Source organism: Erwinia tasmaniensis Et1/99, from assembly GCF_000026185.1.
GTDB classification, from domain to species: Bacteria; Pseudomonadota; Gammaproteobacteria; order Enterobacterales; family Enterobacteriaceae; genus Erwinia; species Erwinia tasmaniensis.
Genome location: NC_010694.1, coordinates 1,120,760 through 1,146,966, shown reverse-complemented (window position 1 = coordinate 1,146,966; position 26,207 = coordinate 1,120,760). Strand labels below are relative to the sequence as shown.

Here is a 26,207-nt window from a genome sequence, read left to right as displayed (position 1 = left end):
CTGCCCGTAGCCAGTTGATCTGGCGCAGGGCACAGGCCGATGGCGCTTAGGATAACACGCCGGGAGAAAAACAAAACGGCCCCTGACTAATCAGGAGCCGTTTACCCTTGATCGTTCAGCCTGCCAGCAGGTGAAACGAACGGGTAGTCATGCAAAATCAGATTAACGCGTGATCGCGTAAACCTCGCCGTCTTTCGACTGGATCAGTAGTTTGTCACTGGCCACCACCGGCTCAGTCTGGAAGCCAGAGCTGTCCAGCTTCTGCTGGGCAACGAAACGCCCATCGTCGGTATTCATCCAGTGCAGGTAACCTTCGCTGTCACCCACCACCAGATAGCCGTTATACAGTACGGGTGAAGTCAGGTTGCGATGCAAAAGATCGCTCTGACGCCAGATACTGATGCCACCTTCGGTATTCAGCGCCATTACGCGATCGTCCTGATCGACCAGGAAGATACGGCCTGCGTCAACGATCATATCGTGCACGGAGCCAATCTCACGCTTCCACAGGATCTGGCCGGAGCGCAGATCCAGCGCCGTCAGGTTACCATTATAGGCCAGCGCGTATACCACGCCGTTCACCACGACCGGAGTTGTGTCTACGTCGGCCAGGCGGTCAATTTCAGTAGCGCCGCCGGGCTGCGAGATACGCTGCTGCCAGATAATCTGGCCCTGGTTCATCATCACCGCACTCACGCGCCCATTGTCACCACCGACAATGGCAGCGCCAAATGCGCTGGCCGGTGCAGATTCGCCACGCAGGCTCAGTGCTGGCACATCAAGATTGACCGACCATTTCACATTGCCGCTTAGCTGATCGAACCCCTGCAACATGCCGTTGCTGGTATGAACCAGCACCAGCCCATCGCTGACTACCGGACGGGATAATACTTCACCCGCCGCTTTAGTCTGCCAGGCAATCGAGCCATCGCTGGTGTTCAGAGCAAAGACCTGGGCGCGTTCGCTACCCAGGTAAACGCGGCCGTTATCAACGGTCAGTCCACCTGACAGCAGCGCCGGGATATTGCTTGAGAAAAAGCCTGTTTTTTCAGACAGGTCAACTTTCCACTGTTCCTTGCCATCGCCTGAATTCAGCGCTTTAACCGTACCGTGGCGATCGGCCGCGTAAACGGTATTATCTGCCCAGGTCGGATGCAGGTTAGAGTAAAAATCACCCACGCCATTTCCGACGGAGGTGCTCCACACTTTTTTCGGTTCGAACTGATTCTGTACCGTCGGTAGTGGTGACATGGTGACAACATCTTCTTCACCACTAAACCACGAACATCCGCTAAGCAGGGTGACTGACATCAGTCCCGGCAAAAGTAACTTACGCAATTCCATGAAATTCCTCTTGTGCCTGTGCAGGCCAAATTTTTAGAGCCCGATCCATGATACTTCAAGCCGACAGATCCGGGGAAAACACCCGACGTACGACCAGGTCTTTGCCCTTTTAGCCACCATGCCGCACTCAAACTATTTCACCGTATTAGCCCGGCAGATTATTCACTTTCATTTGCAGCATCTCTTTCAGCGACGATGCTCCATCAGAGGCGATCCCTTTGCTCCAGGCATCGCGTGCGCCCTGGGTATCACCTTTGCTGAGCAGCGCTTCACCGCGTACATCAGCCACAATAGCCGTCCAGCCATCGCCTTTAACGTTATCCAGCGTCTTTAGTACTGCATCTGGCTGCTTCTGCTGCAGCTGGATGCGCGCCAGGCGCACATTCAGCACGGCCTGCAGGTTCGCGTCCTGGGTGTTTTTCAGGCCGTTTTGTAACTGTTCAGCGGCTTTATCCAGCTGATTGCTATCAATATAACGTTTTGCCACATCCAGTGAGGCCAGCGCACCGTAGGTATTGCTGTTTTCGCTGGCGAACTTGGCTGCCGCTGCGAGCGATGCGGGTTTGCTGGCATCCAGCCCCGTGGTCGCCTGCTGATAGGCCGCGGAAACTTCACGCGAACCGCTGTCCTGCTGATTGCTCCATAAGCGCCAGCCGATTAAGGCCCCGACACCTAATACCACACCGACGACCAGCGCCTTGCCGTTCTGGGCAAAGAAATTTTTCAGCGCATCGGTTTGTTCATTTTCGTTGCTATACACTTCCACGCAATTCTACTCCTTTAAATCGTGCTCGCCTTCAGGCTTAAAGCTGTAACAGCGCCGCCAATGTGGCGGCCGCATCACTCTGCGCCAGAGTTTGCTGCTCGCCGTTACGTAAATCTTTGATAACCAGTTGTTTATTCGCCACTTCATCTTCGCCGAGCACCAGGGCGATACGCGCGCCCCATTTATCTGCACGAGCAAACTGCTTCTTGAAGTTACCGCCGCCAAAATTGGTCATCAGCTTCAGTTCCGGCAGCGCATCTCGCAACCGTTCGGCCAGCAGCATCGCCGCACTCTGTACGCCATCACCTGAAGCGATAACATAGACATCGACAACGCGCATCGGTTCAAATTCTGGATTAACCGCTTGTACCAGCAGCACCAGACGCTCCAGCCCCATAGCAAAACCGACCGCCGGCGTAGCGCGACCACCCAGCTGTTCAACCAGACCATCGTAGCGGCCGCCTGCGCAGACGGTGCCCTGGGCACCCAGGCTGTCGGTTACCCATTCAAATACGGTGCGGTTGTAATAGTCGAGACCGCGTACCAGACGCTGATTAACGCGATAAGCAATGCCTGCCGCATCCAACTGATGGCACAACCCGGCGAAATGCTCGCGAGATTCATCATCCAGATAATCACCAAGAGCCGGGGCATCGTTCAGCAATGCCTGAATATCCGGGTTTTTGCTGTCCAGTACGCGCAACGGGTTGGAGTACATGCGACGCTTACAATCTTCGTCCAGCACCTCAATATGCTGTTCAAGAAATGCGACCAGCGCATTACGATAGTTCGCACGCGCTTCCAGCGAGCCGATAGAGTTCAGCTCCAGGCTTACATGGTCGGCAATACCCAGCGCTTTCCACCAGCGGGCGGTCATCATAATCAGTTCGGCATCAATATCCGGCCCCTGTAAACCAAAGACTTCGGCACCAATTTGATGGAACTGACGATAGCGGCCTTTTTGCGGACGTTCATAGCGGAACATCGGGCCAATGTACCAAAGACGCTGCTCCTGGTTGTACAGCAGACCGTGCTCAATACCCGCACGCACGCAGCCTGCGGTACCCTCCGGGCGCAAGGTTAAACTCTCACCGTTACGATCGTCAAAGGTATACATCTCTTTTTCAACCACGTCGGTGACTTCACCGATAGCGCGCTTGAATAACGGGGTCTGCTCTACAATCGGCATGCGGATTTCGCTGAAACCGTAGCTGCTCAGTACCTGTTTGAGGATTTGCTCTACGCGCTGCCACACGGCGGTGTCAGCCGGCAGATAATCGTTCATGCCACGAATGGCCTGGATATTCTTCGCCACTAAATATTCTCTTTTATCTGGTGATGCGCAGGCGGGTTTACCGACTCTCTGCGCCAGGAAAGCGCCCGGCCTCACTATTCATCAGATTAACAGCCTGGCACTGTTAAAATGGATAAATAACTGTTACGTAACAGGGTTACGCTTCGGCTGTTGCGCTGTCACGGCGAAAACTGCCCGCGCCGATCACGCCTGGCTTACAAAAGAAGCCAGGCACAATGCGATTCAATTATTTTTCAACCTGCTGGATATCAATCCGGCGTGCTGCGTCCAGAATGGTGGCTTTAGCACGAATGCGCGCCTCCAGCTGGTCTATCATGTTGTCGTTATCCAGGCGTTCGCGCAGACGTACGCCATCTTCGTAGAAGCCGCTTTTCTTACTGCCGCCCGTCACGCCCATGGTTGAAACCGTCGCTTCACCGGGGCCATTGACCACACAGCCGATAATGGAGATATCCATCGGCGTGATAATATCTTCCAGCCGCTCTTCAAGCGCGTTCACCGTACCGATCACATCAAATTCCTGACGTGAACAGGTTGGACAGGCAATAAAATTAATGCCGCGCGCACGAATACGCAGCGATTTAAGGATATCAAAGCCCACCTTCACTTCTTCAACCGGGTCGGCCGCCAGCGAAATGCGCAACGTATCGCCAATGCCTTCAGATAACAGCAGGCCGAGGCCAATCGCTGATTTGACCGCCCCAGCACGCGCACCACCGGCTTCGGTGATCCCCAGGTGCAGCGGCTGGTCTATCTGTTTTGCCAGCAGGCGATATGATTCAACGGCAAGAAAAACGTCTGACGCTTTTACGCTAACCTTGAACATATCAAAGTTGAGCCGGTCGAGATGATCGACATGGCGCATAGCCGACTCCAGCAGCGCCTGCGGCGTTGGCTCGCCGTATTTTTCCTGCAGATCTTTTTCCAGCGACCCACCGTTCACCCCAATACGTATTGGGATATTGTAATGGCGGGCGCAATCGACAACGGTGCGGATACGCTCTTCATTACCGATATTGCCTGGGTTGATTCGCAGGCAGTCCACGCCATACTCTGCGACTTTCAGCGCAATACGGTAGTCAAAGTGGATATCGGCGACCAGCGGAACGTTAACCTGCTGCTTGATAAGACGAAAAGCTTCTGCGGCATCCATGGTGGGTACGGACACGCGCACGATGTCCACACCAACGCGTTCCAGCGCTTTGATCTGAGCGACCGTTGCGGCAACATCGGTAGTGCGGGTGTTGGTCATGGACTGAACGGCGATAGGCGCACCGTCCCCCACGGGCACCTTGCCGACGTAAATGCGTTTTGATTTGCGGCGGGTAATGGGTGCTTCGTTATGCATATTCTTTCTCCACAATCACTCGCGACCAGAGAAGATGCGTTATGGCGCACCTACGGTCAGGCGAGCAACCTGGTTAGTACGGATAAAACGACCCAGATCGACAGGTTTACCCTGATATTCGATCTGTACTGCGGCCGGAGCGCCAATCTTTAAATGATAGGGTGCTTTTCCCGCCAGACTTAGTTTACCACCGCTGCGTTGTATACCGCTGAACAGTTTCTTGCCGGTTGCATCGGTGACGTCCAGCCAGCAATCACGAGAAAAAGTCATCATCATGGCATTAGCATCAGCGGCAGGCCGGCTGACCGCTGCGCTGCCGGTGGGCAGAGGTGCAGCGGCGCTGCTATTGGTTGCAGCCTGCGAAGGGGCAACGGCGACCGGTGGTGTATTGTCATTCACGGCATTCGCCGCTGGCGCAGCGTTTGAAGCCGTCACCTGGCTGCTCTGCGCGGTGGCTGCCGGCGTGCCGTTGTCGCTGGTCGCGGTCACTGAGGACGGGGCGTTGTTTGCCGTCGCTGGCTTATTGTCCAGAGGAATGGCAGTTTGCGCGCCGCCGTTGGCGTTATCGTCGCTTAACGCGATAGACTGGCGGCCATCCTCTTCAACCGAGGCATTTTGATCGCCCATCGAGACTAAATCGTCCTGAGCGGCTTTATGATTCTGCCACCACCAGGCACCGGTCAATCCCAACACCACAAACAGCACCAGCCAGGTGAAAATCATCAGCCAGCCGTCTCGCTTCTTGCGCTGCTTACCAAGGGAATAACTTTGCATCATTTCGACTTTGGCATCCCTGACCGGAGCCTGCTTAGCCATCATCGGCAGCAGCTCTTCTTCCGGCACGTGCACCAGGCGGGCATAGGAACGGATATAGCCGCGCAGGAATGTCGATGCCAGCGAGGCGGGCGAGTTATCCTCTTCAATATCTCGAATAGTGGAAAGTTTCAGGCAGAGGCGCTCAGCAACATTCTGCTGAGTCAGTCCCATCTGTTCACGGGCGGTACGCAGCCGCTCGCCTGTTGAATTTACGTTAGATTTTTCTTGAGTGGCTTCAGTATTCATTAGCTAAAAAATGCTGGTACTGTATCGATTGTGGAAAAATTTGCGCAAGCTGACCCCCATAACGTTTGACATCATCAGGCCGTTTTGCCTGCGCGGCGAAGCGAATCTCTAACCACAAACTTTCCGCAGAAACAGGAAAGTTGTGTTGATAAACATCTAACAGAAGACGAGATTCTGAGCGTCTTCCCTTTCCCAATCGCCTTTCGGCTTCTGCCAGCATAGGCAGTCCCTTAGCTGGGTCGGTTTGCACCGCATCCGCTAGCGCTACACGCGCTTTATCTTGCTGACCCGCATTTAAAAAACAGTAGCCTGAATTTTCTACACTGTCAGCATAAAGGCCTTTTACGGGAACCGCTCTGGCCAGGCTGAACTGTGTTTGTGCCGCATCATACTGCCCTAATCCGCAGAGAAACGCACCGTAATTATTAAGCACATAGACGTTTTGCGGCGCCAGCGTCAGGGCTCGATGGTAATGCTGCTGTGCCATACTGATATCGCCCATCTGCTGCTGGTAACGCGCCATCGCCAGCTGAACCCGATAATCATCCGGCGCCTGGCGAAGCGCACGCCGTAAATTTCTGCGTGCCGCATCCGTATTGCCTTTGGACAGATAAGCCAGACCCAGTTGAATACGCGTTTCAACCCGTGTGATATTCGGCGGTGAGGCTTGGCATCCCACAAGCAATATCAGCAGCACGCCTGCCAGAATTTCTGATCTCATCCCTGTTCCCCCGATGACTTTGGCAACTTATCGTACGCCAACCTCATCAAAACCACAGGGATAAGTGAGCAAAAAACTCGGCTTTCAGAGCGCCTTCACAGAGATCGCTTCACCAGCCATTTTCTTTTTCAGCGTGCGCTTGGTACGGTCAATGACATCACCGGCCAGTTGACCGCAGGCCGCATCGATATCATCGCCGCGAGTCTTACGCACAATAGTGGTAAATCCATATTCCATCAACACTTTAGAGAAGCGATCGATGCGACTGTTCGAACTGCGACCATAAGGTGCGCCCGGGAAGGGGTTCCACGGAATAAGATTAATTTTGCACGGTGTTTCTTTCAACAGCGCAGCCAGTTCATGCGCGTTATCGGTGCTGTCATTGATATGATCGAGCATCACGTACTCAATGGTGACTCGACCCTGGTTCGCATTTGACTTGCCGATATAGCGGCTCACGGACGCCAGAAAGGTCTCAATATTGTACTTTTTATTGATTGGTACAATTTCGTCACGAATTGTGTCATTCGGCGCATGCAGCGAAATCGCCAGCGCGACGTCAATCATATCGCCCAGCTTATCCAGCGCGGGCACTACGCCCGACGTTGACAGCGTAACGCGGCGTTTTGAGAGGCCAAAACCAAAATCATCCAGCATGATTTCCATCGCCGGCACCACGTTGGTCAGATTAAGCAGTGGCTCACCCATCCCCATCATGACCACGTTAGTGATCGGACGCTGGCCGATCACTTTGGTGGCACCGATAATTTTCGCGGCGCGCCATACCTGACCAATAATTTCCGATACGCGCAAATTGCGGTTGAACCCCTGCTGCGCCGTAGAACAGAATTTGCACTCCAGCGCACACCCAACCTGTGAGGAAACGCACAGGGTGGCACGGTCTTTTTCCGGAATGTAGACGGTTTCTACCTGCTGACCGCCCACCTGGATTGCCCATTTAATGGTGCCGTCCGACGAACGCTGTTCTTCCGCCACTTCGGGAGCACGGATCTCCGCCAGTTCTTTCAGCCTGTTGCGGAAAACCTTGTTGATATCGGTCATTTCATCGAAATCATCGCAGCAGTAGTGATAGATCCACTTCATAACCTGGTCGGCACGAAACGGTTTCTCACCCAGACCGGCAAAAAATTCGCGCATCTGCTGACGATTAAGATCCAGCAGGTTGATTTTTTCTTTTTTTGGGATGACGATTTCAGGTGATACGGACGATGGCGTCACATTAAGTTCTGACATAGTGTTCTCTGGCCTCGTTGTTACACGTTATGGCGCTGGGTTTTGGGGTGAATAAAAAAGAAACGCCCCGCAGAGTAAACTGCCGGGGCGCATCATTGTACTCATGACTTATGAAGGGTTAAAGCGTCAGGCCAAAATAATTTTGCCCCCTTCTCCGTCAGGCAACCGAATTAACGGGTGCGCGGGCAGATTTCGCCTTCGCCGAAGAAATAAGCGATTTCGCGCGCGGCCGATTCTGCAGAATCTGAACCGTGGGTTGCGTTCTCGGTGAAGCTGTCTGCATAGTCGGCACGCAGCGTACCCGCCAGAGCGTTGGCCGGGTTGGTTGCACCCATCAGGTCACGATGACGCTGCACGGCGTTGTCACCTTCCAGTACGGAAACAACCACCGGACCCGACGTCATAAACTCGACCAGACCGTCGAAGAACGGCTTGCCCTGATGTTCTGCGTAGAAGCCTTCAGCCTGCTCTTTGCTCAAATGCAGCATTTTGCTGCCAACGATTTTAAAGCCGGCGCTTTCAAAACGGCTAAAAATGGCACCGATAACGTTTTTTGCCACCGCGTTAGGTTTAACAATAGAAAATGTACGCTCAATAGTCATGTGGACCCCTGTATTATTTTTTTCGAATATAGCCGTAAAAACCTGTCCCGAGCCGGGAAAGTGGCCGCGAATTATAGGGGGCATCGCCATCGATGACTATCTGAGTTTCAATAATTTAGCGAAAACTCCGCGGGAAATCGCATTCCTCCCCCCCTGTTTGCAACTATTTTACGCAGCATGGCGCGAGATGAACAGAAAAGCATCCGGGGAACTGTCTGATTTAGGGGGATAACACCGTCCAATCATACGGTTGCCGCTCCAGAAGCCGCAGCACGAGTCAAATAGTTTCATTACCGCTCTGATCTTTTCCATCGGGCACCGGTTTCTGCACGCCGCAAACGGCCGGGGTTAACAAATAAATATAAGCTTGTGATAGCCAAAAAGATCGCTGACACTGCGTTATTCCTGAATAACAAAGAGGCCGCAATGACAACACCTTCTCTTTTTATTTCCGCAGAGTGGCTGGCGCAGCGTTTAAACGATGAAAATATTCAGATACTGGACGCCCGCATGCTGGCTCCCGGACTGGAGAAAACGCGTGATATTCACGCCGAATATCTGACAGCCCATCTGCCGGGCGCTCCGTTTTTCGATATTGAAGCGCTGTCCGATCATACCAGCCCCTATCCACACATGATGCCGCGCGCCGAGAGCTTCGCCGTCGCGATGCGTGAGCTGGGCGTTGCCAGCAACAGGCACCTGGTGGTGTATGACGAAGGCAATCTGTTCTCGGCCCCGCGCGCCTGGTGGATGCTGCGCTATTTTGGTGTCGAACGAGTGTCGATCCTTGCGGGCGGGCTCGCGGGCTGGCAGCAGGCGCAGCTGCCGCTGGCCAGTGGTGCGGTCGATGTGGCTGAAGCAGAGTTTGACGTTGGGCCAAACAATGGTGAAATCAAACGTGCCACCGAGGTGCTGTTGATCAGTCATGAAGGCGGAGCACAGATTATTGACGCCCGCGCCGCCAACCGTTTTCACGGTGAGGTGGATGAGCCGCGTCCAGGCCTGCACCGTGGCCGCATTCCAGGGAGTCTGAATGTTGCCTGGAACACGCTGGTAAGTGAAGGTCGTTTGAAGCCAGCCGACGAGCTGCGGGCAATCTTCAGCCAGCAGGGCGTGGATTTTTCGCAGCCGCTGATCGCCAGCTGCGGTTCAGGGGTGACGGCGGTCGTGGTCATTCTGGCGCTGACCAGCCTCGGGGTGAAAAACGTGGCGCTGTATGACGGCTCCTGGGGCGAATGGGGCAGCCGTCATGACCTGCCGATTGTGAATGATGCGCAGTCGACGTGAATTCCCCCCGGAAGGGTGGATGTTACTGATACGCCTGCAATACCCGTTTAATCGATATTTTTCACTTTAAATTCGCGCAGGAAACTGCCCCAGCGGCGCTCATAAAATGGGGTGATATGCGCCGTAAAGAAATGGCTGATGCCCTTTTCCCCCTCGGCCACCCGGCAAATATCTATCGGATCGTCACCGGGCTGCGTATCGGTTGCCACACTGCCCGCCGCCTGAATGATTGCGTCAACATCACCATCGGCCTCAATGCCAATCAGCAGATTGGCTGGCCGGTCTGCCGCCTCTTTAATCTGCGCCAGGTAAGCGCGACGCACGGTCTTGTATCCGGCAAACAGCTGGGTGAGTGAATCGATCATCTGCGCAGGGGGTTCGGCTATTTCGGACAGCAGCAGCGAAGTTCCTCCCTCCAGCACCGTCTGCTGACTCAACGCATTGCCGCCATCCTCCAGCAGATGGCTGATTTCACGCGGCGTGAACTCTTTACCGCTCTCCCGCTTCGGGTTAAGAAACAGCGTTTCACCGAGAGTGATAGCAAACAGCGTACGTACCGGCATGACCAGATACGCCTGCTCGCCGCTGACCGCGCTTTCCAGCGCGCTGACCGAGGTAAAGAACGGAATGACGTCAGTTCCGTCATCTTTTTCCCAGTGCTGCAAATCGACCGGCGTGCTGGCATCAATCGCCTGTTCAGGCTGGGCGCTGGTGCCCGGCACGACAACGCTGGCCTCCATCAACAGGGCGAAAAACGCCGGGCGGTGCGCCGGCTCGGTCGCCGCCAGTTTCAGCACGTCTTCAAGACGCGGATTAAGGTCATTCATTAAAGAGGTTCCGGTTCATCACGGTAAACGGTGGGCAGACCAGCCTCGTGGCCTGCCTCATGGAAGCACAACAGGGGGGAGCTTGCCTACGCCCTGATTGAGTTTGCGCGGTCCAGCAACAGATTAGCCAGAGTGCGCACGCCCAGCCCGGTAGCACCCGCAGACCATTGGTCTACGGCACTTTTACGGTAGGTAGCCGAGCAGTCAATATGCAGCCAGCCCTGTTTGTAGTCACTGACAAAGTGCGACAGGAAAGCCGCTGCGGTACTGGCACCGGCAGAGTGTGCCGGGCTGGCAATGTTATTGAGATCGGCAAAATTTGACGGCAGATGGCTGCGATGGAATTCCGCCAGCGGCAGTCGCCAGAACGGCTCATTTTCTCCCGCCGCGCTGGTCAACAGCGACTGGGCCAGCGCATCATCAAAGCTGAACAGCGCGTGATAATCATTTCCCAGCGCGGTTTTTGCGGCCCCGGTCAACGTGGCCGCATCGATAATCAGTTCAGGGTTAAGCGCACTGGCATCGATCAGGCCATCGGCCAGCACCAGGCGGCCTTCGGCATCGGTATTCATCACCTCAACGCTTTTACCGTTGCGGTAGCGAATGATATCCCCCAGCTTAAAGGCGTTGCCGCTTACCATATTATCAGCACAGCACAGGATCAGCTTCACGCGCTTTTTCAGCCCACGAGCGGCGGCTAAAGCCAGCGCGCCGGTCAGCGTTGCCGCTCCGCCCATATCGGACTTCATCGAGTCCATAAATCCGCTCGGTTTCAGGCTGTATCCACCGGTATCAAAGGTGATCCCTTTACCGACCAGGCAGGCAAACACCGGGGTTTCGGCGTTGCCGCCCGGATTATAGTCCAGCGTTAGCAGCACCGGGCTGCGCGATGAACCGCGCCCTACGGTGTGCAATCCCGTATAATTCTGCTGGCGCAGATCCTCGCCTTTGATAATGCGGTAACTGACCGCATCGCAGGCCACATCGCACAGCAAATCGATGGCGCGCGTGGCCAGCTGCTCAGGCCCCAGCTCTTCCGCCGGCAGATTGATGGTATTTCGCACCCAGTCGACAATCTTCAGGCGGTTGTTCAGCTCCTGCTGTTCGGCATCGCTCAGCGTGGCCCACTGCACTTTGCGCTCGCCCTTCGGCCCGCGATAACCCTGCCAGAAAGCCCAGCTGTTCTCCAGATCCCAGCCTTCGCCGCTCAGGCTAACGAGGCGGATCCCCTGGCCGTCGATCTTGCGAGCGGCACGCTGGATGGTCACCAGCGGATCGCTGTCGTTCAGGTGGATGGTCATCCCCTGGTCGTTGCTGCTCAGCGTGGCTTTTTCGCCCCAGCGCGGGTCGGCCGCTGTGGTTGACAGAGTTATTTTCATCGGGGTGGTCATCGCATAGCTCCTTATCATTTTTCGTTATTTTGGCCGGTATCTCCGACCGCTGCGATTCGCCGCAGCACGATGCTAGTTGAATTCGTCCGATCAGCCTAACAGAAATCTGTCAGCGAAGTTTTCACAGGATGCGATTAAGATCTGGGGAAAGTAAAACGGGCCGGAAAATTCCGGCCCGTTAGGCAAAAGGCGATAATTCAGGCTAACCGGCCAACTCACTCACTACCGGCTTTAAAAGCCCGCCAGGCCGGAGAATGCTCACGCAGACGGGTAATCGACTTTTGCAGCAGCTGAATAGCGTAATCGATCTCTTCTTCGCTGGTAAGACGCCCCAGAGAGAAACGAATGGAGCTGTGCGCCAGCTCATCGCTCAGTCCGATAGCGCGCAGGACGTAAGAAGGTTCCATGCTGGCAGAGGTGCAGGCCGACCCGGTAGAAACCGCCAGGTCTTTCAGCGCCATAACCAACGATTCGCCGTCAACATAATGGAAACAGACGTTAAGAATGTTTGCCGCGCCGTGCTCCAGCGAACCGTTAACGGATACCGCTTCAATACGATTAATTCCTTGCCACAGTCGGCGGCGCAGCGCGCCGATACGCGTCATATCGTCGGCCATGGTCTCTTTAGCAATGCGATACGCCTCGCCCATACCAACAATCTGATGCACCGGCAGCGTGCCGGAGCGCATACCGCGCTCATGTCCACCTCCGTGGATCTGCGCTTCCAGACGGATGTGCGGCCGACGGCAGACGTACAACGCACCGATCCCCTTCGGCCCGTAGATCTTATGAGCGGAGAAAGACATCAGATCGACGGGCAGCTGGCCGAGATCGACGGGCAGCTTGCCGACGCTCTGCGTGGCATCAACGTGAAAGATAATGCCTCGCGCGCGGCAAAGTTCACCGATGGAGGCGATATCCTGCACCACGCCTATCTCATTATTGACGTGCATAATCGTCACCAGCACGGTGTCATCGCGCAGCGCAGATTCAACCTGGCGTAAGGTGAGGGAACCATCGCTTTGCGGAGTGAGATAAGTGACGCTAAAACCTTCATGCTCCAGCTGAGCACAGGTATCCAGCACCGCTTTATGTTCCGTTGCACAGGTGACGATATGGCGGCCCTTTTCCCGATAGAAACTGGCTGCGCCCTTGATCGCCAGATTGTTGGCTTCGGTAGCACCGGAAGTAAAAACGATCTCGCGCGGATCGGCTCCAACCAGTTCAGCAATCTGGTTGCGGGCCACATCGACCGCCTCCTCAGCCTGCCAACCAAAGCGGTGGGATCGCGATGCAGGATTGCCGAAGGTGCCATCCTGGGTGAGATACTGCATCATTTTGGCCGCTACGCGCGGATCGGCTGGCGTGGTGGCAGAATAATCCAGATAGATCGGTAATTTCATTGCTTGTTAAGCTCCGGGAGGTTGCTGTCTTCCGCCCTCCTGCGCCCTGAAATTTTACGGATAGCAGAAACGCATAAAAGGCCATTTCAGGCCTTTTATGCGTTTCTGCGGGCGAAGATGACTTCGCCGGGGTTGCGATCAGGCGCGCAGATTGACGTTAATCGTCTCGTGCATGCGGCCATGAGGCGCACGACGGATTTCATTGCTATTCTGGCGGTCCGCAACGACCAGGATCTCCTGGTTGTTAACCAACTCGGCCAGGGTAATATTATTCAGGAAGTCGCTGATACGCTCGCTTAGGTCACGCCACAGAACGTGAGTCAGGCAACGCTCGCCGCCCTGACAGCCTTCTTTACCCTGGCATTTGGTCGCATCCACCGACTCATCAACGGCGGTGATCACTGCACCAACCGCAATAGCATCGGCGGCTTTACCCAGCAGATAACCGCCGCCCGGACCGCGCACGCTGGCTACCAGGCCATTCTTACGCAGACGTGAGAACAGCTGCTCAAGATAAGAAAGGGAAATGCCCTGACGCTCTGAAATATCAGCTAAAGGCACCGGGCCTTCGTGAGAATGCAGCGCAACATCAAGCATAGCGGTAACAGCATAACGGCCTTTGGATGTCAGTCTCATGGCGTAAACAACCTCGGTTATAACCCTGAATGGGTGTTAACAAATTATGTTCGCCAGTCTGCCATTCCCGAGTAATTTGGTCAAGTATTTAACCTAGTAAAACAGTCAACTATTTAACCCAGTAATTCACTCAACTATTGTACTGTTTTTAGCACCGCTTTAATCGCCCTGCCGTTTCTCAAGAGACGAGAGCATGCCGCGCAAAATATTCAGCTCATCACGCTCCGGGCGGGCACGGGTAAACAGGCGGCGCATTTTGCTCATCACCTGTCCCGGACTGGCCGCGCGGATAAACCCGCTGTCCGTCATCATTTTTTCCATATGCTGATAGAAACGTTCAAGATCGTCCACCAGCGGATAAGGAGAATCATCACACTGCGCCTGCGGTGCTTCCACGGATTGCAGGAAAGCCATGCGCACCTCATAGGCAATAATCTGTACTGCCATCGCCAGATTCAGCGAGCTGTAATCCGGGTTAGCGGCGATTGCGACATGATAGTGGCACTTTTGCAGCTCTTCGTTCGTCAACCCAACGCGTTCGCGACCAAACACCAGCGCTACCGGGGCGTGCTGCCCTTCTTCAACGCTTTTTATCCCGCATTCCCGTGGGTCCAGCATGGGCCATGGCAAAGAGCGTGAACGCGCGCTGGTGCCAACCACAAGGCTGCAACCGGATATCGCTTCATCGAGGGTATCAACGATTTTTGCTTCGCCGATCACATCACTGGCTCCGGCGGCCAGCGCTATCGCCTGTGAATCGGGTTTGACCAGTGGATTGACCAGATAAAGGCTGGTTAAGCCCATCGTTTTCATCGCACGGGCAACGGAACCCATGTTGCCGGTATGAGACGTTTCTACCAGCACAATTCGGATATTTTGCAGCATAAGGGTTAGGGGTCTTCCGGGGTTGAGAGATAATTTAGCGATGCTAGCATATTTTCAGGACATTTACCGATGTACCCTGCTATACTACGCGCCGTTTTCTATCAGATTATGATAAAAATCCCAAATACGCGCAGTGGCTACAAGAGGTACGCCTTCCCTGACCTGCATCTGTCGGTGCAAACGGGCGTTCATGCGTTGCTTCTTACCCATTGCAAATATTCAGGATACCCGTTCTTTAACATCCAGTGAGACGATACTACCTATGCATCCGATGCTCAACATTGCCGTGCGCGCTGCGCGCAAGGCCGGAAACGTAATTGCCAAGCACTATGAAACCCCGGACTCCGTCGAAGCCAGCCAGAAAGGCAGCAATGACTTTGTCACCAATGTTGACCGCGAAGCGGAACGCCAGATTATTGAAGTGATCCGCAAGTCTTACCCAAAGCACACCATCATTACTGAAGAAAGCGGTGAGCTACAGGGCGAAGATCAGGATGTGCAATGGGTTATCGATCCACTGGATGGCACCACCAACTACATCAAACGCCTGCCTCATTTCAGTATTTCTATCGCCGTACGCATTAAAGGCCGTACCGAAGTGGCGGTCGTCTACGATCCGATGCGTAATGAACTGTTCAGCGCCGTGCGCGGCCAGGGCACCCAGCTAAATGGCTACCGTCTGCGCGGCGGCACCGCTCGCGACCTGGACGGCACCATTCTGGCAACCGGCTTCCCGTTCAAAGTGAAGCAACACGCTACCCCTTATATCAACATCGTAGGCAAACTGTTCACCCAGTGCGCCGATTTCCGCCGCAGCGGTTCTGCCGCGCTGGACTTGGCCTACGTGGCAGCAGGCCGCGTCGACGGTTATTTTGAGATTGGCCTTAAGCCGTGGGATTTTGCCGCCGGTGAACTGCTGGTGCGCGAAGCGGGCGGCCTGGTCACCGACTTTATCGGCGCTCATGGCTACATGCACTCCGGTAACATCGTTGCGGGCAATCCGCGCGTAGTGAAAGCGATGCTGGCCAACATGCGCGACGAGCTGAGCGAAGCGCTTAAGCGTTAATCGTTTCAGGCAGCAGGGGCCGATCGCCAACGGACGATCGGCCCTGATTGACGGTTAGAACATTGGCCGGATGCCGCCAGACATTGCCGGTTGCGCACTAAGCCATAATAGTGCTCCCACAGCCACCAGCACCATCCCCCCAAGCAACGCCAGACTATTCAGCACGATAATTTGCCAGCTCGTCCGGCTATCATCACGACTGAAACGCAGCGCGAGCTTCCTGGAAAGATGTACCAGCAACGCCATAGCCGAGACGGTCAGCGCCGTTCCCATCGCCATCACCAGGGCAGACAGCACACCCCAGAACCAGACGCCGACCACTTTGGAAAACAGCAGCATCATAATGGCGCCTGAACAGGGACGTAATCCCATCGACAGCACCACCATTGTTTTTGTCTGCCACCCCGGTGCCTGCGCCAGCCTATTCGCGTCCGGCACATGTTGATGACCGCACCCACAGTGCGCGCCATGCTGCTTTCCTGCGGGCAGAATACGATTTATCTTCATGCTCGGCGGCACGGCTGCCCGCTGAAGCGCCAGTTTTCTTAATGCACGCCAGCACAGCCACAACCCCAACCCGATAACCAGCAGGTAGCTGCCCTTTTCCAGCCAGTAGCTGCTGAGATGGAGCTGACGGGCGGAAAGCTGAAGTATACCCAGCACCAGCGTAACCAGCGCAATGGCGATACCGCCCTGCACCAGTGCGGCTGCCAGCGTCAGTTGAAGGCTGGTTTTCATTTTCGTTGGATGAGTAGCAAGAAACGTTGCGATGATCACCTTGCCATGCCCCGGCCCCAGGGCATGTAAAATGCCATACAGCAGGCTAAATCCCATTAGCGCCAGCCCCGCCTGCTGCGGGTTTTCGGCGACCTGCTGCAACAGCTGGGTCATCTGTCGGTGCAAGTCTTTTTGCCACAGGGCACTTTGCCAGAGCATTTGCGGCCAGTATTGCCATAGCAGGAGCCCACCGCCGGCCAGCAGCGCCAGAAGCAGAAACCACGCGCCGTATCGACGCGTTATTTGCATTGTCACCGACATACCAACGTCACCTGTTGAGCAAACTGCCGGCCAAGTTCCATCTCATCCGTCGGCGCATCGTTCTTATCCAGCGCCAGTGCGTAGGCCTTTAGCGAGGCACCGGGTTGCGGAGTCTGTAGCTGCAAGCGGCACTGTGAGGCCAGCTCCGGCGGTAAGGTTAAATCTTTTTCAGAATCGTAAGTCATATCGACAAAGTAGGTCGGGTCAAAAGTGGAAAATGTGTAACGCTGGCCTTTTAAGGGCTGCGGATGAGCCAGCGGCAAAATAAACTCCAGCACCGCCCTGTTTCCCTGACGCGACAACCCATACTGCTTCGGCATCTTGTCAAACTTAACCGGCTGCTTCTGGTGCCAGAATTCGGTGAAATAGTGTTGTACGAGAACGTTGGCCATCACTTCAGCCGCCAGCTTTTTCCAGACCACCGAATCAGGCTGCGCTTTACCCGCATCATAAAGCAGATCGGCAGAGGTGATTTCATCCATCACCCAGCGCATTTTTAACCCGGAAAGCTGTCCTTCCTGATGCACCAGCGTGGTCTGCATTGCGATAAAACTATGCGGATGCGCCGAGACTGCCGGCGTACCAATGGCCATCAGCCAACATAGCGGAACGCCCAATTTGTTATAATGTAACACAGTAAAATCCTATTCCAGACAATCGTCGACTATTTTTGTGACCTGCCTTAAAAGCTCTGAATAAAACCGGCCGGCCTGGTCGCCGAGTCATCCGCCGAGACTATGCTTAATACATCTACCGTTACTGAGATAGCAGATGACGAGTGACTATTTATCTGAAGGTGCTGCCCTCTCCACCGCGCAGCGCCGCTGCCGCCTGCTGTTAATGCTCCTCTTGCCTAACCACGACGTCACGCTGGCGTCAATTTGTCAGCTCAACGGTGGCGATCGCACCCTCGCGCGACAAGATATAGCGGAGCTGGCAGCAGAAATCCAGCGCAATCACCACCTGGCTATTAATCCAGACGAAGCGGGGCACCTGTATCTCAGCGGCACGCCGCTGGACCAGCGGCTGTGCCTGCTGCACGGCTTGCGCCGGGCGCTGCGACTGTCTCCGCAGTTTGTCAGCGGCTGGTTTGCAGATGCCGTAAAGCGCCGCCTGCTGACGCAGCCCGTCGATAAGGCCCTGTATGATGAGCACAATCTGACGGTGCTGATCCAACACTGTTCGCAGCAATTGGCGCGTGAATTTAGCGCCCGCGACGGCTTTTTCCTGCAAATTTGGCTACGTTACTCGCTTGCATGGCACTGCCAGCCGGAGTTCAGCCCGCGGCAACGGCAGTGGCTGCTCGGTAAAACGGAATATGTACTGGCTAAAGAGATTGCTCGCTGCTGGCAAAAGCGCGGCTATCAGACCGATGCCCATCTGGCGATGTTACTGACTCTGATGTTCAGCCAGCTACATACTCCGCTAGCGGCGACAGTAACCGGAGAAAATGAGCGTGCCCTGCTACAGGCCGTAGAGTCTTCGATTGCGCGCTTTCAGCACATCGCAGGTATCGAATTTCGTCATAGGCCCGATCTCAGCGCGCGCCTCTATACTCATCTGGCCCAGGCGCTGGAGCGCGCGCTGTTCGCCATAGGTATTGATGACAACCTGTCAGAGAATATCTGCCTACACTATCCCCGCCTGCTGCGCACCACGCGTAAGGCGATGAAGCCTTTTGAACAGCAGTATGCGGTCACGTTTTCTCATCAAGAGATGGAGCTGGTTGCGATTATTTTTGGCGCATGGCTGGTGCAGGAAAACGCCCTGCATGAGAAGCAGGTGCTGCTGCTTACGGGAGACAATCCGGGGCTAGAGCAGCAGATTGAGCAACAGTTACGTGAGCTGACCCTGCTGCCGCTGAATATCAAATATCAGGATGTTCACGACTTTCAGCATAACAGCGCGCCGCCCGGCATAACGCTGGTCATTAGCCCCTATCCCACTTCGCTACCGCTCTACTCTCCCCCTTTTATCTATACTGAGCTGCCGCTGGGAGAACACCAGCTGCGCAGTCTTCGCACGCTGCTGGAGTCTTAGCAAGGTGCGTTTGGCCGCCGGGGTGAGCAGCCGTAAGACAAAAAAACGGGAGACTGACGTCCCCCGTTATTGATCGTGCTGTCCCCTCGTTACGGGGCAAAACTCGCTTATGCGTAGACCGGGAAACGGGCGCAGATATCCAGCACCTGCTTCTTCACGCGCTCGCTCACGCCTTCGTCAGTGATATTATCAAGAATATCGCTGATCCAGCCGGCCAGCTCGCGCACTTCAGCTTCTTTAAAGCCGCGACGCGTCACCGCTGGCGAACCGATGCGGATACCGGAAGTCACAAACGGACTCTTCGGATCGTTAGGCACGCTGTTTTTGTTCACGGTAATGTTGGCTCGGCCCAGGGCCGCATCCGCTTCTTTACCGGTGAGATTTTTGTCTACCAAATCCAGCAGGAAAAGATGGTTGTGCGTACCGCCGGATACAACGTTGTAACCGCGAGCAAGGAACACTTCCACCATCGCTTTGGCGTTTTTCGCAACCTGCTGCTGATAGGTTTTAAACTCAGGCTCCATCGCTTCTTTGAACGCCACCGCTTTACCCGCGATAACGTGCATCAGCGGGCCGCCCTGGCTGCCAGGGAAGACGCCTGAATTCAGCTTTTTGTACAGGTCCTCATCACCGCCTTTCGCCAGGATCAGACCGCCGCGTGGCCCTGCCAGCGTTTTATGGGTTGTGGTGGTGACGATATGGGCATGCGGTACGGGGTTCGGATACACGTCCGCAGCAACCAGACCTGCAACGTGTGCCATATCAACAAACAGGTAAGCCCCGATGCTGTCGGCGATTTCACGCATTTTTTCCCAGTCACATATGCCGGAATAGGCAGAGAAACCGCCCACGATCATTTTTGGCTGATGCTCTTTAGCCAGTTCGGCCAGCTCGTTGTAATCAATTTTACCGGTTTCGTCGATACCGTAAGGGATGACGTTATATAGCTTACCGGACAGGTTAACCGGAGAGCCGTGGGTCAGGTGGCCACCGTGAGCCAGGTTCATGCCCAGAATGGTATCACCCGGCTGTAGCAGCGCCGTGTAAACGGCGAAGTTAGCCTGGGAGCCAGAATGCGGCTGCACGTTGGCATAGTCAGCACCAAACAGCTCTTTAGCGCGCTCGATAGCCAGTTGCTCAACGATATCCACATGTTCGCAGCCGCCGTAGTAGCGCTTGCCCGGATAGCCTTCAGCATATTTGTTGGTCAGCTGAGATCCCTGAGCCTGCATGACACGAGGGCTGGTATAGTTTTCTGAGGCAATCAGCTCAATATGCTCTTCCTGACGCACTTTCTCTTGCTCCATCGCCTGCCACAAATCGGCATCGTAATCGGCAATGTTCATATCACGCTTTAACATCTGCATCTCCTGACTCAACTGACTTTCGAAAGGTATGACCCACATACGGGGGTAATAGCCACAGTGTAAACTGTTTGCCCACCCGTTGAATAGCTTCACGGCAGCCTTTTTACGCAAACGATTGGCTTCAGCGTCGGTAAGGTTTGACTCCACTTTGTGGCAAGCCTTTGCCTGCGGAATTGTTCTCATTGGTCGTGGCATGAATCTCATCTCATCCTACAGGCAGCGAGAAAATATATCCCTGAATATTATAAGCGTATTTACAATGCACCTTCGATTGCCATAAGATGCATATAAAATACATGTTATGATTTTCTCATGCAGGAGCAAAAAAATGCTGGATAGCCAAACCATTGCCACCGTTAAATCAACCCTTCCCGCCGTTGCAGAACTGGGGCCACGCCTTACTGAACATTTCTATCAACGTTTGTTCGACCATCACCCTGAGCTGAAAGATATCTTTAATATGAGCAACCAGAGCAACGGCAATCAACGTGTCGCCCTGTTCAATGCTATCGCGGCTTATGCCAGCAACCTGGACAATCTGGCGGCACTCGGCCCGGCGGTGGAAAAAATCGCGCAAAAACACACCACTTTTGCCGTGAGTCCCGCCCAATATGCCGTGGTCGGACAGCATCTGCTGGCAACCATTGACGAAATGCTGCATCCCGGCGACGACGTTCTGGCAGCCTGGGGCAAAGCCTACGGCGTATTGGCCGGCGTATTCGTGCAGCGTGAAGAGCAGATTTATCAGCAGTCGGAAGAAAAAAGTGGCGGCTGGCGCGGTCAGCGTGAGTTCGTTATCAGTGAAGTCATTCCGCAGGGCTCGATGATTAAGAGTTTTGTGCTGACGCCGGTCGACGGCAGACCGGTAGCCGACTATCGTCCGGGGCAGTATCTGGCGCTGTGGGTGACGGATCCATCGTTTGAAAATCAGGAGATTCGTCAATATTCCCTGACGCGTACCCCCAACGGTCGTGATTATCGTATTGCCGTGCGTCATCAGCCGGGTGGAACCTTGTCAAGCTGGCTGCACCAGCAGCAGCCGGGCTCACGTTTGCATCTGTCGCCACCTGCGGGTGATTTCTTTATTGATATCGACGCACGCACGCCGGTGGCGTTGATTTCCGGCGGCGTCGGCCTGACGCCAATGCTGGCGATGCTGCACAAGCTGGCGCAGGATAAGCATCCCGCCCCGGTACAATGGCTGCACGCCACGGAAAATGGCAACACGCATGCTTTCGCGGAAGAAGTAAGCGCACTGGGAGCACGGCTGCCTGATTTCTCGCAGCATATCTGGTATCAGCATCCCCTGGAGGAGGATAAAGGGACCTGTCACCATCGGGGTTTGATGGATCTGCTGCCGCTGAAGTCCTGTTTTAGCGATCGGGCGCAGCATTATTATCTGTGCGGCCCGCTGGCGTTTATGAGATCCGTGGAACAAAGCCTGGTGCAGCTTGGCGTAGGGCAGAGCCACATCCACTATGAGGTGTTTGGGCCGCATAGCACCCTTTAAGGCATGGGGATATTATACGGCCAGAGGGCCGGAAAAGGCATGGCGCTTTCCAGCCCTCTGGCCTGGGTCGATCGATTTCGCTTTGGCCGCCGCGCCGCAGTACTACAACGGAGTCGTGCGTGTGGCGTTCACCTCACCTGGCTATGCCAGGCTACCGATGTCAAGGCTCCGTCAGATCGCTTCCTCATCTTCTTCGCCGGTACGGATGCGAACCACTCGCGCCACGTCGTAGACGAAAATTTTGCCATCGCCGATTTTTCCGGTCTGTGCCGTGCGCATAATGGTATCAACGCAGGTATCGACGATGTCGTCAGCGATCACAATTTCAATCTTTACCTTAGGCAAAAAATCGACCATATATTCTGCGCCACGGTAAAGCTCGGTGTGCCCTTTCTGGCGACCAAATCCTTTGACTTCCGTCACCGTCATTCCGGTGATGCCGACCTCGGCCAGCGCTTCACGCACATCATCCAGTTTGAACGGCTTGATAATTGCATCAATCTTTTTCATGGCAGACCCTTTTTTCGCCTTCCGCTGGGCGGAGGAGCAATCAGTTAACATCGCCGGACAGGTCACGCCGGGCGCGCTGTCTCTCTTTTCAGGCAGCTAAACTACCATAAGTCACCCGCGTAGCGGCACTGAAAATTATCCTTTGAAATCTGCCGCATCCAGTTCATGGCGTGATAGTAGCTTATAAAACTCGGTACGGTTACGGCCTGCCAGACGCGCGGCGTTGGTCACATTGCCTTTCGTCATTTGCAGCAGTTTACGCAAGTAGTTCAATTCAAACTGGTTACGCGCCTCGACAAACGTTGGCAATACCGTGTTTTCTCCCGCCAGCGCCTGTTCAACCAGCACATCGCTAATCACCGGTGCCGACGTTAACGCCACGCACTGCTCAATGACGTTGACCAACTGTCGTACGTTGCCAGGCCAGCTGGCCGCCATCAGACGGCGCATCGCATCGGTCGAGAAGCTGCGCACAAAGGGCTTATGCCTTTCGGCCGACTGCCTCAGTAGGTGGGTCGCCAGCAGCGGAATGTCCTCGGCGCGCTCATGCAGCGCCGGAATTTTCAGGCTCACCACGTTGAGGCGATAGAATAAATCCTCGCGGAACTCGTTTTTCTCCATCGCCTTGGGCAGGTCGCGATGGGTAGCGGAGATAATCCGAACGTTGATATCCACGTCGAGATTGCTGCCCAGCGGCCGTACTTTTCTCTCCTGCAATACGCGCAGCAGTTTGACCTGCAGCGCCTGTGGCATATCGCCTATCTCATCAAGGAACAGCGTTCCCCCTTCGGCGGCCTGGAACAGCCCCTCGCGGCTGCTGACCGCCCCGGTAAAGGCCCCTTTCGCGTGGCCGAACAGTTCTGACTCCAGCAGCTGTTCCGGCAGCGCACCGCAGTTGATGGCGATAAAGGTTTTGCCTGCACGCGGGCTGGCACCATGTATCGCCTGGGCCAGCACCTCTTTCCCCGTGCCGCTCTGGCCGTGGATCAATACGCTGACATCAGACTGGGCGACCATGCGGGTCTGCTCAAGCAGACGCAGCATCAGTGGGCTACGGGTGACGATATTGGCACGCCAGGCTTCGTCTGCAACGGGCGCTCGATGTGCCAGCGCCTCATCAATGGCCTTATAAAGTGCATCGCGATCGACCGGTTTGGTGAGAAAGCTGAATACCCCCTGGCGGGTAGCCGCCACGGCATCAGGGATCGAACCATGTGCGGTAAGAATAATCACCGGCATGCCGGGCTTTAGCTTCTGGATCTCAACAAACAGCGTCATACCGTCCATTTCATCCATGCGCAGATCGCTGATGGTCAGATCGAAGTTTTCGCGGTTGAGCACACGCAGCGCCTCCGGGCCGCTGCCGGCGGTAACCACGGTGAAACCTTCACTGCGCAGGCGCATTCCCAGCAGCTTAAGCAAGCTGGGGTCATCATCGACCAGCAGTAATCGCACCGATGTTTTGATCATGGATTTGCCTCATCCGCTGATGAATTTTCCGCTGCCCCGGCGTCATGACCATTGCTTTCGCTCGCGTCTGCCGGACGACGCGCGGAGAGCTGGCGTTCGATATCCGTCAGCCTGTCTAATTTGCGTCTTGTGGTAGCCAGCTCTTTTTGAAGTTCCGTTTGCTGCTCGCGCAGCGCAACACGTTCAGCCTGAGTACTCTGCTCTAAAGCGGCGTATCGTGACCGCTCTGCGGATAATTGCAGCAGCGCCCTCTGCCCATCACGCCACAATATCAGTAAGGGCCGCACCGGCGCCGGGTAATCCTGCGCGTAGCTATCCAGCCGTTGTAGAAAATGACGTCGCTCAATAGGGGTAACGTTACCGTGGCTAAGCAATACCGCCTGCCTGAAAGCATTTTGCCAGCTATCCACCGGCTGGCCTTTGGCTTTTGCGCGGGCTTCCGCAGGCGTCAGGCGCACAGCACAGTCTATGGCGCGCTGCCAGTAAAGCGGGTTATTCAGCGCCGCATCGCCCATATAGGACCAGACATATTGACAGCTAACCAGATGAAAATCGGCAACGTCCTGTTGAGGTTCAGTCAAGGTGCTGTCCGCCCCCTCCGCCACATACTGCGGCTGTTTCTGACTGCATGCCATCAGGCCGAACGCCAGCAAAACGATGATGAAAGATCGGCCAAAACCTCCGCGCTTCACTACGGCAGAAAAATGGGGCAGTTGCATGATTATCTTTTCCCGGCGGTGGTATGTAATTCAATGCGGAAGCACACATCAGCATCAAGGCTGTCGATCAGTTGCAAATTACCGTGCAGCTGGCGCACGCAGTCTTTAGCAATACTGAGCCCCAGGCCGCTGCCTTTTACCGCGCCTTTACGTTGCAGGCTCCCTTGAAAAAAGGGCTCAAAAATCAGCGTTCTTTCTGCGGCAGGAACTGGCGTTCCGGTATTGGCGACCTCAATCTGTACCAGACCGCCCTGCTGCCGACTGCGTATCCAGATTTTTCCAGATTCCGCGCCATAGTGTAGCGCATTGGAGTACAGATTATCGATTGCCCGTAGTAACAAAATCGGTTCAGCGCGGCAGAGAACCGCCTGCAAATCTATCTCTGTGTGAACCTGCTTAGCGCGTGCAGTAAGACTGTGAGAAGAAACCAGCGTGGCAATAAGCGGCTGGAGCTGAACGTCCTTCAGCTCCAGCGGGCCATCCGCCAGCTTGCGGTTATAGTCCAGCAACTGTTCAATTAAGCGCTGCAAATGGCGGCTGCTATCGTTAAGAATAGTGACGACTTCGCGCTGATCGGCGGTCAGCGGCCCCGCCACCTCGTCAGCCAGCAGTTCAGTGCCTTCGCGCATGCTCGCCAGCGGGGTTTTTAATTCATGAGAGATATGGCGCAAAAATTCATGGCGCTGAGATTCCAGCCAGGCAAGGCGCTCGCTAAGCCAGAGAATACGCTGCCCCAGCGATCGGATTTCGCGTGGCCCCTTAAACGCCAGATCCTGGCCCAGCGACTTTCCCGCGCCCAGTCGGTTGATCATGCGCTCGACGGCTTTGACCGGGCCGATAATCATGCGGGTAAACAGCAGTACCAGACCCAGACTGAGCAGAAACAGGATCAGCGCCTGCCAGCCGAAATACTGTCCGCGCCCGGCAATCTCTCGTTGCAGCTGTAAACCCCGCGCGAAAGCCACTTCACGCGTTGACCTGACCAGCTGGCCATTGGCGGTCGAAAAGTCTTCCAGTCGTTCAGCCGCCGCACGCACCGGGGCGCTGTTTTCACAGTGCATAGCACCAAGCTGGGTGAAAGACCGGCGCAGGGTGTCATAAATGCCTATATCCGGCAGCACCGCGGCGTGCGCATCAAGCATTTGTGAATAACGGCCGTACTGTGTCTGATACAGGCGCGACAGCATCGGGTCATCCAGTACACAGTACTGGCGATAGCTGCGCTCCAGCTCAAGCGCCGTGCGGGCCATTGCTTCACTTCTGCGCACGTCGGTCAGGGTGGTGCGGTTGGTGTCCGCGGCGCGCTCGCTAAGCGCCGACAGGCTCTCCCAGGCCTGCCATGCCAGCACCAGTAGCGGTAACAGCACCAGTAAAAACGCCATCAGCACCAGCTGGCGCAGCGAACGTGGAAACAGACGCCATCTCTTCACGGCAGGATCTCTTTAAAAAGGGTTAGCGGCGATGCTAGCTGAGCGCGTGCACAGAAGGAAGCGCTGCGGCCAAAATGAAAATGGCCGGTTCACAGAACCGGCCATTGCGGTCACGCCGGAAAGCCAGCGTAACGAAAGAGGTGGTGCCTAACTCAACGTTGCGTCCGATGTTTGATAACGTCACAAAGTGAACGATTATCGGTGAGGTGGACGACA

24 protein-coding genes are annotated in these 26,207 nt (G+C 55.2%); 4 read left to right on the top strand and 20 right to left on the bottom strand.

Annotated elements, in window-relative coordinates; translation table 11 throughout:
• Positions 1 to 162 precede the first annotated feature (162 nt).
• From bamB to ndk, 8 genes are all read right to left on the bottom strand, one after another.
• Positions 163 to 1,344, bottom strand: a complete 1,182-nt coding sequence (gene bamB, locus ETA_RS06215) for an outer membrane protein assembly factor BamB (RefSeq protein ID WP_012440777.1) — start codon at positions 1,342 to 1,344, stop codon at positions 163 to 165.
• Between the two features lie 145 nt (positions 1,345 to 1,489).
• Positions 1,490 to 2,110: a YfgM family protein gene (locus tag ETA_RS06210; protein WP_012440776.1), complete on the bottom strand. Its 621-nt coding sequence runs from the start codon at positions 2,108 to 2,110 to the stop codon at positions 1,490 to 1,492.
• Between the two features lie 37 nt (positions 2,111 to 2,147).
• Positions 2,148 to 3,425, bottom strand: a complete 1,278-nt coding sequence (hisS, locus tag ETA_RS06205; protein WP_012440775.1) for a histidine--tRNA ligase — start codon at positions 3,423 to 3,425, stop codon at positions 2,148 to 2,150.
• A 226-nt stretch (positions 3,426 to 3,651) separates the two neighbouring features.
• The gene (gene ispG / locus ETA_RS06200) at positions 3,652 to 4,773 is read right to left on the bottom strand and encodes a flavodoxin-dependent (E)-4-hydroxy-3-methylbut-2-enyl-diphosphate synthase (RefSeq protein ID WP_012440774.1); all 1,122 of its coding nucleotides are present in this window, start codon (positions 4,771 to 4,773) and stop codon (positions 3,652 to 3,654) included.
• Positions 4,774 to 4,812: 39 nt separating this feature from the next.
• Entirely contained in the window at positions 4,813 to 5,835 is a 1,023-nt protein-coding gene (gene rodZ, locus ETA_RS06195) for a cytoskeleton protein RodZ (RefSeq protein WP_012440773.1), read from the bottom strand.
• Complete coding sequence (gene pilW, locus ETA_RS06190) at positions 5,825 to 6,556, bottom strand: type IV pilus biogenesis/stability protein PilW (protein WP_012440772.1); 732 nt, start codon at positions 6,554 to 6,556, stop codon at positions 5,825 to 5,827. The genes rodZ and pilW overlap by 11 nt, the downstream gene beginning before the upstream one ends.
• Before the next feature lie 84 nt (positions 6,557 to 6,640).
• Positions 6,641 to 7,810, bottom strand: coding sequence for a bifunctional tRNA (adenosine(37)-C2)-methyltransferase TrmG/ribosomal RNA large subunit methyltransferase RlmN (locus ETA_RS06185; protein WP_012440771.1), 1,170 nt, complete (start codon positions 7,808 to 7,810; stop codon positions 6,641 to 6,643).
• Positions 7,811 to 7,980: 170 nt separating this feature from the next.
• On the bottom strand, positions 7,981 to 8,412 hold the full coding sequence (gene ndk, locus ETA_RS06180; RefSeq protein ID WP_012440770.1) for a nucleoside-diphosphate kinase: 432 nt from the start codon (positions 8,410 to 8,412) through the stop codon (positions 7,981 to 7,983).
• 426 nt (positions 8,413 to 8,838) lie between these two features.
• Here ndk and sseA point away from each other — a divergent pair, with 426 nt between their 5' ends.
• Positions 8,839 to 9,699 carry a 3-mercaptopyruvate sulfurtransferase gene (gene sseA, locus ETA_RS06175; protein WP_042959275.1) on the top strand — a complete coding sequence of 287 codons (861 nt, stop codon included), beginning with the start codon at positions 8,839 to 8,841 and terminating at the stop codon, positions 9,697 to 9,699.
• 47 nt (positions 9,700 to 9,746) lie between these two features.
• Here sseA and sseB read toward each other — a convergent pair whose 3' ends face one another.
• From sseB to trmJ, 5 genes are all read right to left on the bottom strand, one after another.
• Complete coding sequence (gene sseB / locus ETA_RS06170; RefSeq protein WP_012440768.1) at positions 9,747 to 10,526, bottom strand: enhanced serine sensitivity protein SseB; 780 nt, start codon at positions 10,524 to 10,526, stop codon at positions 9,747 to 9,749.
• Positions 10,527 to 10,612: 86 nt separating this feature from the next.
• Positions 10,613 to 11,917 (bottom strand): aminopeptidase PepB, encoded by a 1,305-nt coding sequence (gene pepB, locus ETA_RS06165; protein ID WP_042958721.1) that lies wholly within the window; start codon positions 11,915 to 11,917, stop codon positions 10,613 to 10,615.
• Between the two features lie 215 nt (positions 11,918 to 12,132).
• Positions 12,133 to 13,320 carry an IscS subfamily cysteine desulfurase gene (locus tag ETA_RS06160; protein WP_012440766.1) on the bottom strand — a complete coding sequence of 396 codons (1,188 nt, stop codon included), beginning with the start codon at positions 13,318 to 13,320 and terminating at the stop codon, positions 12,133 to 12,135.
• A 138-nt stretch (positions 13,321 to 13,458) separates the two neighbouring features.
• Entirely contained in the window at positions 13,459 to 13,956 is a 498-nt protein-coding gene (gene iscR / locus ETA_RS06155; RefSeq protein WP_012440765.1) for a Fe-S cluster assembly transcriptional regulator IscR, read from the bottom strand.
• Positions 13,957 to 14,115: 159 nt separating this feature from the next.
• Complete coding sequence (trmJ, locus tag ETA_RS06150; protein ID WP_012440764.1) at positions 14,116 to 14,841, bottom strand: tRNA (cytosine(32)/uridine(32)-2'-O)-methyltransferase TrmJ; 726 nt, start codon at positions 14,839 to 14,841, stop codon at positions 14,116 to 14,118.
• A gap of 262 nt (positions 14,842 to 15,103) precedes the next feature.
• Between trmJ and suhB the strand changes: the two genes are divergently transcribed.
• Entirely contained in the window at positions 15,104 to 15,907 is an 804-nt protein-coding gene (gene suhB, locus ETA_RS06140; RefSeq protein WP_012440763.1) for an inositol-1-monophosphatase, read from the top strand.
• 54 nt (positions 15,908 to 15,961) lie between these two features.
• Here suhB and ETA_RS06135 read toward each other — a convergent pair whose 3' ends face one another.
• Together ETA_RS06135 and ETA_RS06130 are read right to left on the bottom strand one after the other, a co-directional pair.
• A complete protein-coding gene (locus tag ETA_RS06135; protein ID WP_012440762.1) occupies positions 15,962 to 16,945 on the bottom strand; it encodes a nickel/cobalt transporter in 984 nt (327 codons plus the stop codon).
• The gene (locus tag ETA_RS06130) at positions 16,936 to 17,580 is read right to left on the bottom strand and encodes a DUF1007 family protein (RefSeq protein ID WP_012440761.1); all 645 of its coding nucleotides are present in this window, start codon (positions 17,578 to 17,580) and stop codon (positions 16,936 to 16,938) included. Before ETA_RS06130 ends, ETA_RS06135 begins: the two co-directional genes overlap by 10 nt.
• Before the next feature lie 136 nt (positions 17,581 to 17,716).
• On the opposite strand from ETA_RS06130, the gene csiE reads away from it, so the two are divergent.
• Complete coding sequence (csiE, locus tag ETA_RS06125) at positions 17,717 to 18,985, top strand: stationary phase inducible protein CsiE (RefSeq protein WP_012440760.1); 1,269 nt, start codon at positions 17,717 to 17,719, stop codon at positions 18,983 to 18,985.
• Positions 18,986 to 19,092: 107 nt separating this feature from the next.
• Here the strand turns inward: csiE and glyA are convergent, their stop codons facing one another.
• Positions 19,093 to 20,346 (bottom strand): serine hydroxymethyltransferase, encoded by a 1,254-nt coding sequence (glyA, locus tag ETA_RS06120; RefSeq protein WP_012440759.1) that lies wholly within the window; start codon positions 20,344 to 20,346, stop codon positions 19,093 to 19,095.
• 334 nt (positions 20,347 to 20,680) lie between these two features.
• Here glyA and hmpA point away from each other — a divergent pair, with 334 nt between their 5' ends.
• Entirely contained in the window at positions 20,681 to 21,862 is a 1,182-nt protein-coding gene (gene hmpA / locus ETA_RS06115) for an NO-inducible flavohemoprotein (protein ID WP_012440758.1), read from the top strand.
• Positions 21,863 to 22,033: 171 nt separating this feature from the next.
• On the opposite strand, the gene glnB is transcribed toward hmpA, so the two are convergent.
• The 4 genes from glnB to ETA_RS06095 all read right to left on the bottom strand — a co-directional run bounded on the left by glnB (position 22,034) and on the right by ETA_RS06095 (position 25,991).
• Complete coding sequence (gene glnB / locus ETA_RS06110) at positions 22,034 to 22,372, bottom strand: nitrogen regulatory protein P-II (RefSeq protein WP_004159160.1); 339 nt, start codon at positions 22,370 to 22,372, stop codon at positions 22,034 to 22,036.
• A 135-nt stretch (positions 22,373 to 22,507) separates the two neighbouring features.
• The gene (gene glrR, locus ETA_RS06105; protein ID WP_012440757.1) at positions 22,508 to 23,842 is read right to left on the bottom strand and encodes a two-component system response regulator GlrR; all 1,335 of its coding nucleotides are present in this window, start codon (positions 23,840 to 23,842) and stop codon (positions 22,508 to 22,510) included.
• Positions 23,839 to 24,561 carry a two-component system QseEF-associated lipoprotein QseG gene (qseG, locus tag ETA_RS06100; protein WP_012440756.1) on the bottom strand — a complete coding sequence of 241 codons (723 nt, stop codon included), beginning with the start codon at positions 24,559 to 24,561 and terminating at the stop codon, positions 23,839 to 23,841. The genes glrR and qseG overlap by 4 nt, the downstream gene beginning before the upstream one ends.
• Before the next feature lie 2 nt (positions 24,562 to 24,563).
• Positions 24,564 to 25,991 (bottom strand): sensor histidine kinase, encoded by a 1,428-nt coding sequence (locus ETA_RS06095; protein ID WP_012440755.1) that lies wholly within the window; start codon positions 25,989 to 25,991, stop codon positions 24,564 to 24,566.
• Positions 25,992 to 26,207: the final 216 nt, after the last annotated feature.

Excerpts from the sequence above, each read along its gene's own strand:
- csiE (WP_012440760.1), top strand. The coding sequence starts at position 17,717 with ATGACGAGTGACTATTTATCTGAAGGTGCTGCCCTCTCCACCGCGCAG.
- ETA_RS06185 (WP_012440771.1), bottom strand. The coding sequence starts at position 7,810 with ATGTCAGAACTTAATGTGACGCCATCGTCCGTATCACCTGAAATCGTC.
- hmpA (WP_012440758.1), top strand. The coding sequence starts at position 20,681 with ATGCTGGATAGCCAAACCATTGCCACCGTTAAATCAACCCTTCCCGCC.
- glrR (WP_012440757.1), bottom strand. The coding sequence starts at position 23,842 with ATGATCAAAACATCGGTGCGATTACTGCTGGTCGATGATGACCCCAGC.
- sseB (WP_012440768.1), bottom strand. The coding sequence starts at position 10,526 with ATGAATGACCTTAATCCGCGTCTTGAAGACGTGCTGAAACTGGCGGCG.
- qseG (WP_012440756.1), bottom strand. The coding sequence starts at position 24,561 with ATGCAACTGCCCCATTTTTCTGCCGTAGTGAAGCGCGGAGGTTTTGGC.
- ETA_RS06160 (WP_012440766.1), bottom strand. The coding sequence starts at position 13,320 with ATGAAATTACCGATCTATCTGGATTATTCTGCCACCACGCCAGCCGAT.
- iscR (WP_012440765.1), bottom strand. The coding sequence starts at position 13,956 with ATGAGACTGACATCCAAAGGCCGTTATGCTGTTACCGCTATGCTTGAT.
- glnB (WP_004159160.1), bottom strand. The coding sequence starts at position 22,372 with ATGAAAAAGATTGATGCAATTATCAAGCCGTTCAAACTGGATGATGTG.
- ndk (WP_012440770.1), bottom strand. The coding sequence starts at position 8,412 with ATGACTATTGAGCGTACATTTTCTATTGTTAAACCTAACGCGGTGGCA.
- glyA (WP_012440759.1), bottom strand. The coding sequence starts at position 20,346 with ATGTTAAAGCGTGATATGAACATTGCCGATTACGATGCCGATTTGTGG.
- pepB (WP_042958721.1), bottom strand. The coding sequence starts at position 11,917 with ATGACCACCCCGATGAAAATAACTCTGTCAACCACAGCGGCCGACCCG.
- suhB (WP_012440763.1), top strand. The coding sequence starts at position 15,104 with ATGCATCCGATGCTCAACATTGCCGTGCGCGCTGCGCGCAAGGCCGGA.
- sseA (WP_042959275.1), top strand. The coding sequence starts at position 8,839 with ATGACAACACCTTCTCTTTTTATTTCCGCAGAGTGGCTGGCGCAGCGT.
- bamB (WP_012440777.1), bottom strand. The coding sequence starts at position 1,344 with ATGGAATTGCGTAAGTTACTTTTGCCGGGACTGATGTCAGTCACCCTG.
- rodZ (WP_012440773.1), bottom strand. The coding sequence starts at position 5,835 with ATGAATACTGAAGCCACTCAAGAAAAATCTAACGTAAATTCAACAGGC.
- ispG (WP_012440774.1), bottom strand. The coding sequence starts at position 4,773 with ATGCATAACGAAGCACCCATTACCCGCCGCAAATCAAAACGCATTTAC.
- trmJ (WP_012440764.1), bottom strand. The coding sequence starts at position 14,841 with ATGCTGCAAAATATCCGAATTGTGCTGGTAGAAACGTCTCATACCGGC.
- ETA_RS06135 (WP_012440762.1), bottom strand. The coding sequence starts at position 16,945 with ATGTCGGTGACAATGCAAATAACGCGTCGATACGGCGCGTGGTTTCTG.
- pilW (WP_012440772.1), bottom strand. The coding sequence starts at position 6,556 with ATGAGATCAGAAATTCTGGCAGGCGTGCTGCTGATATTGCTTGTGGGA.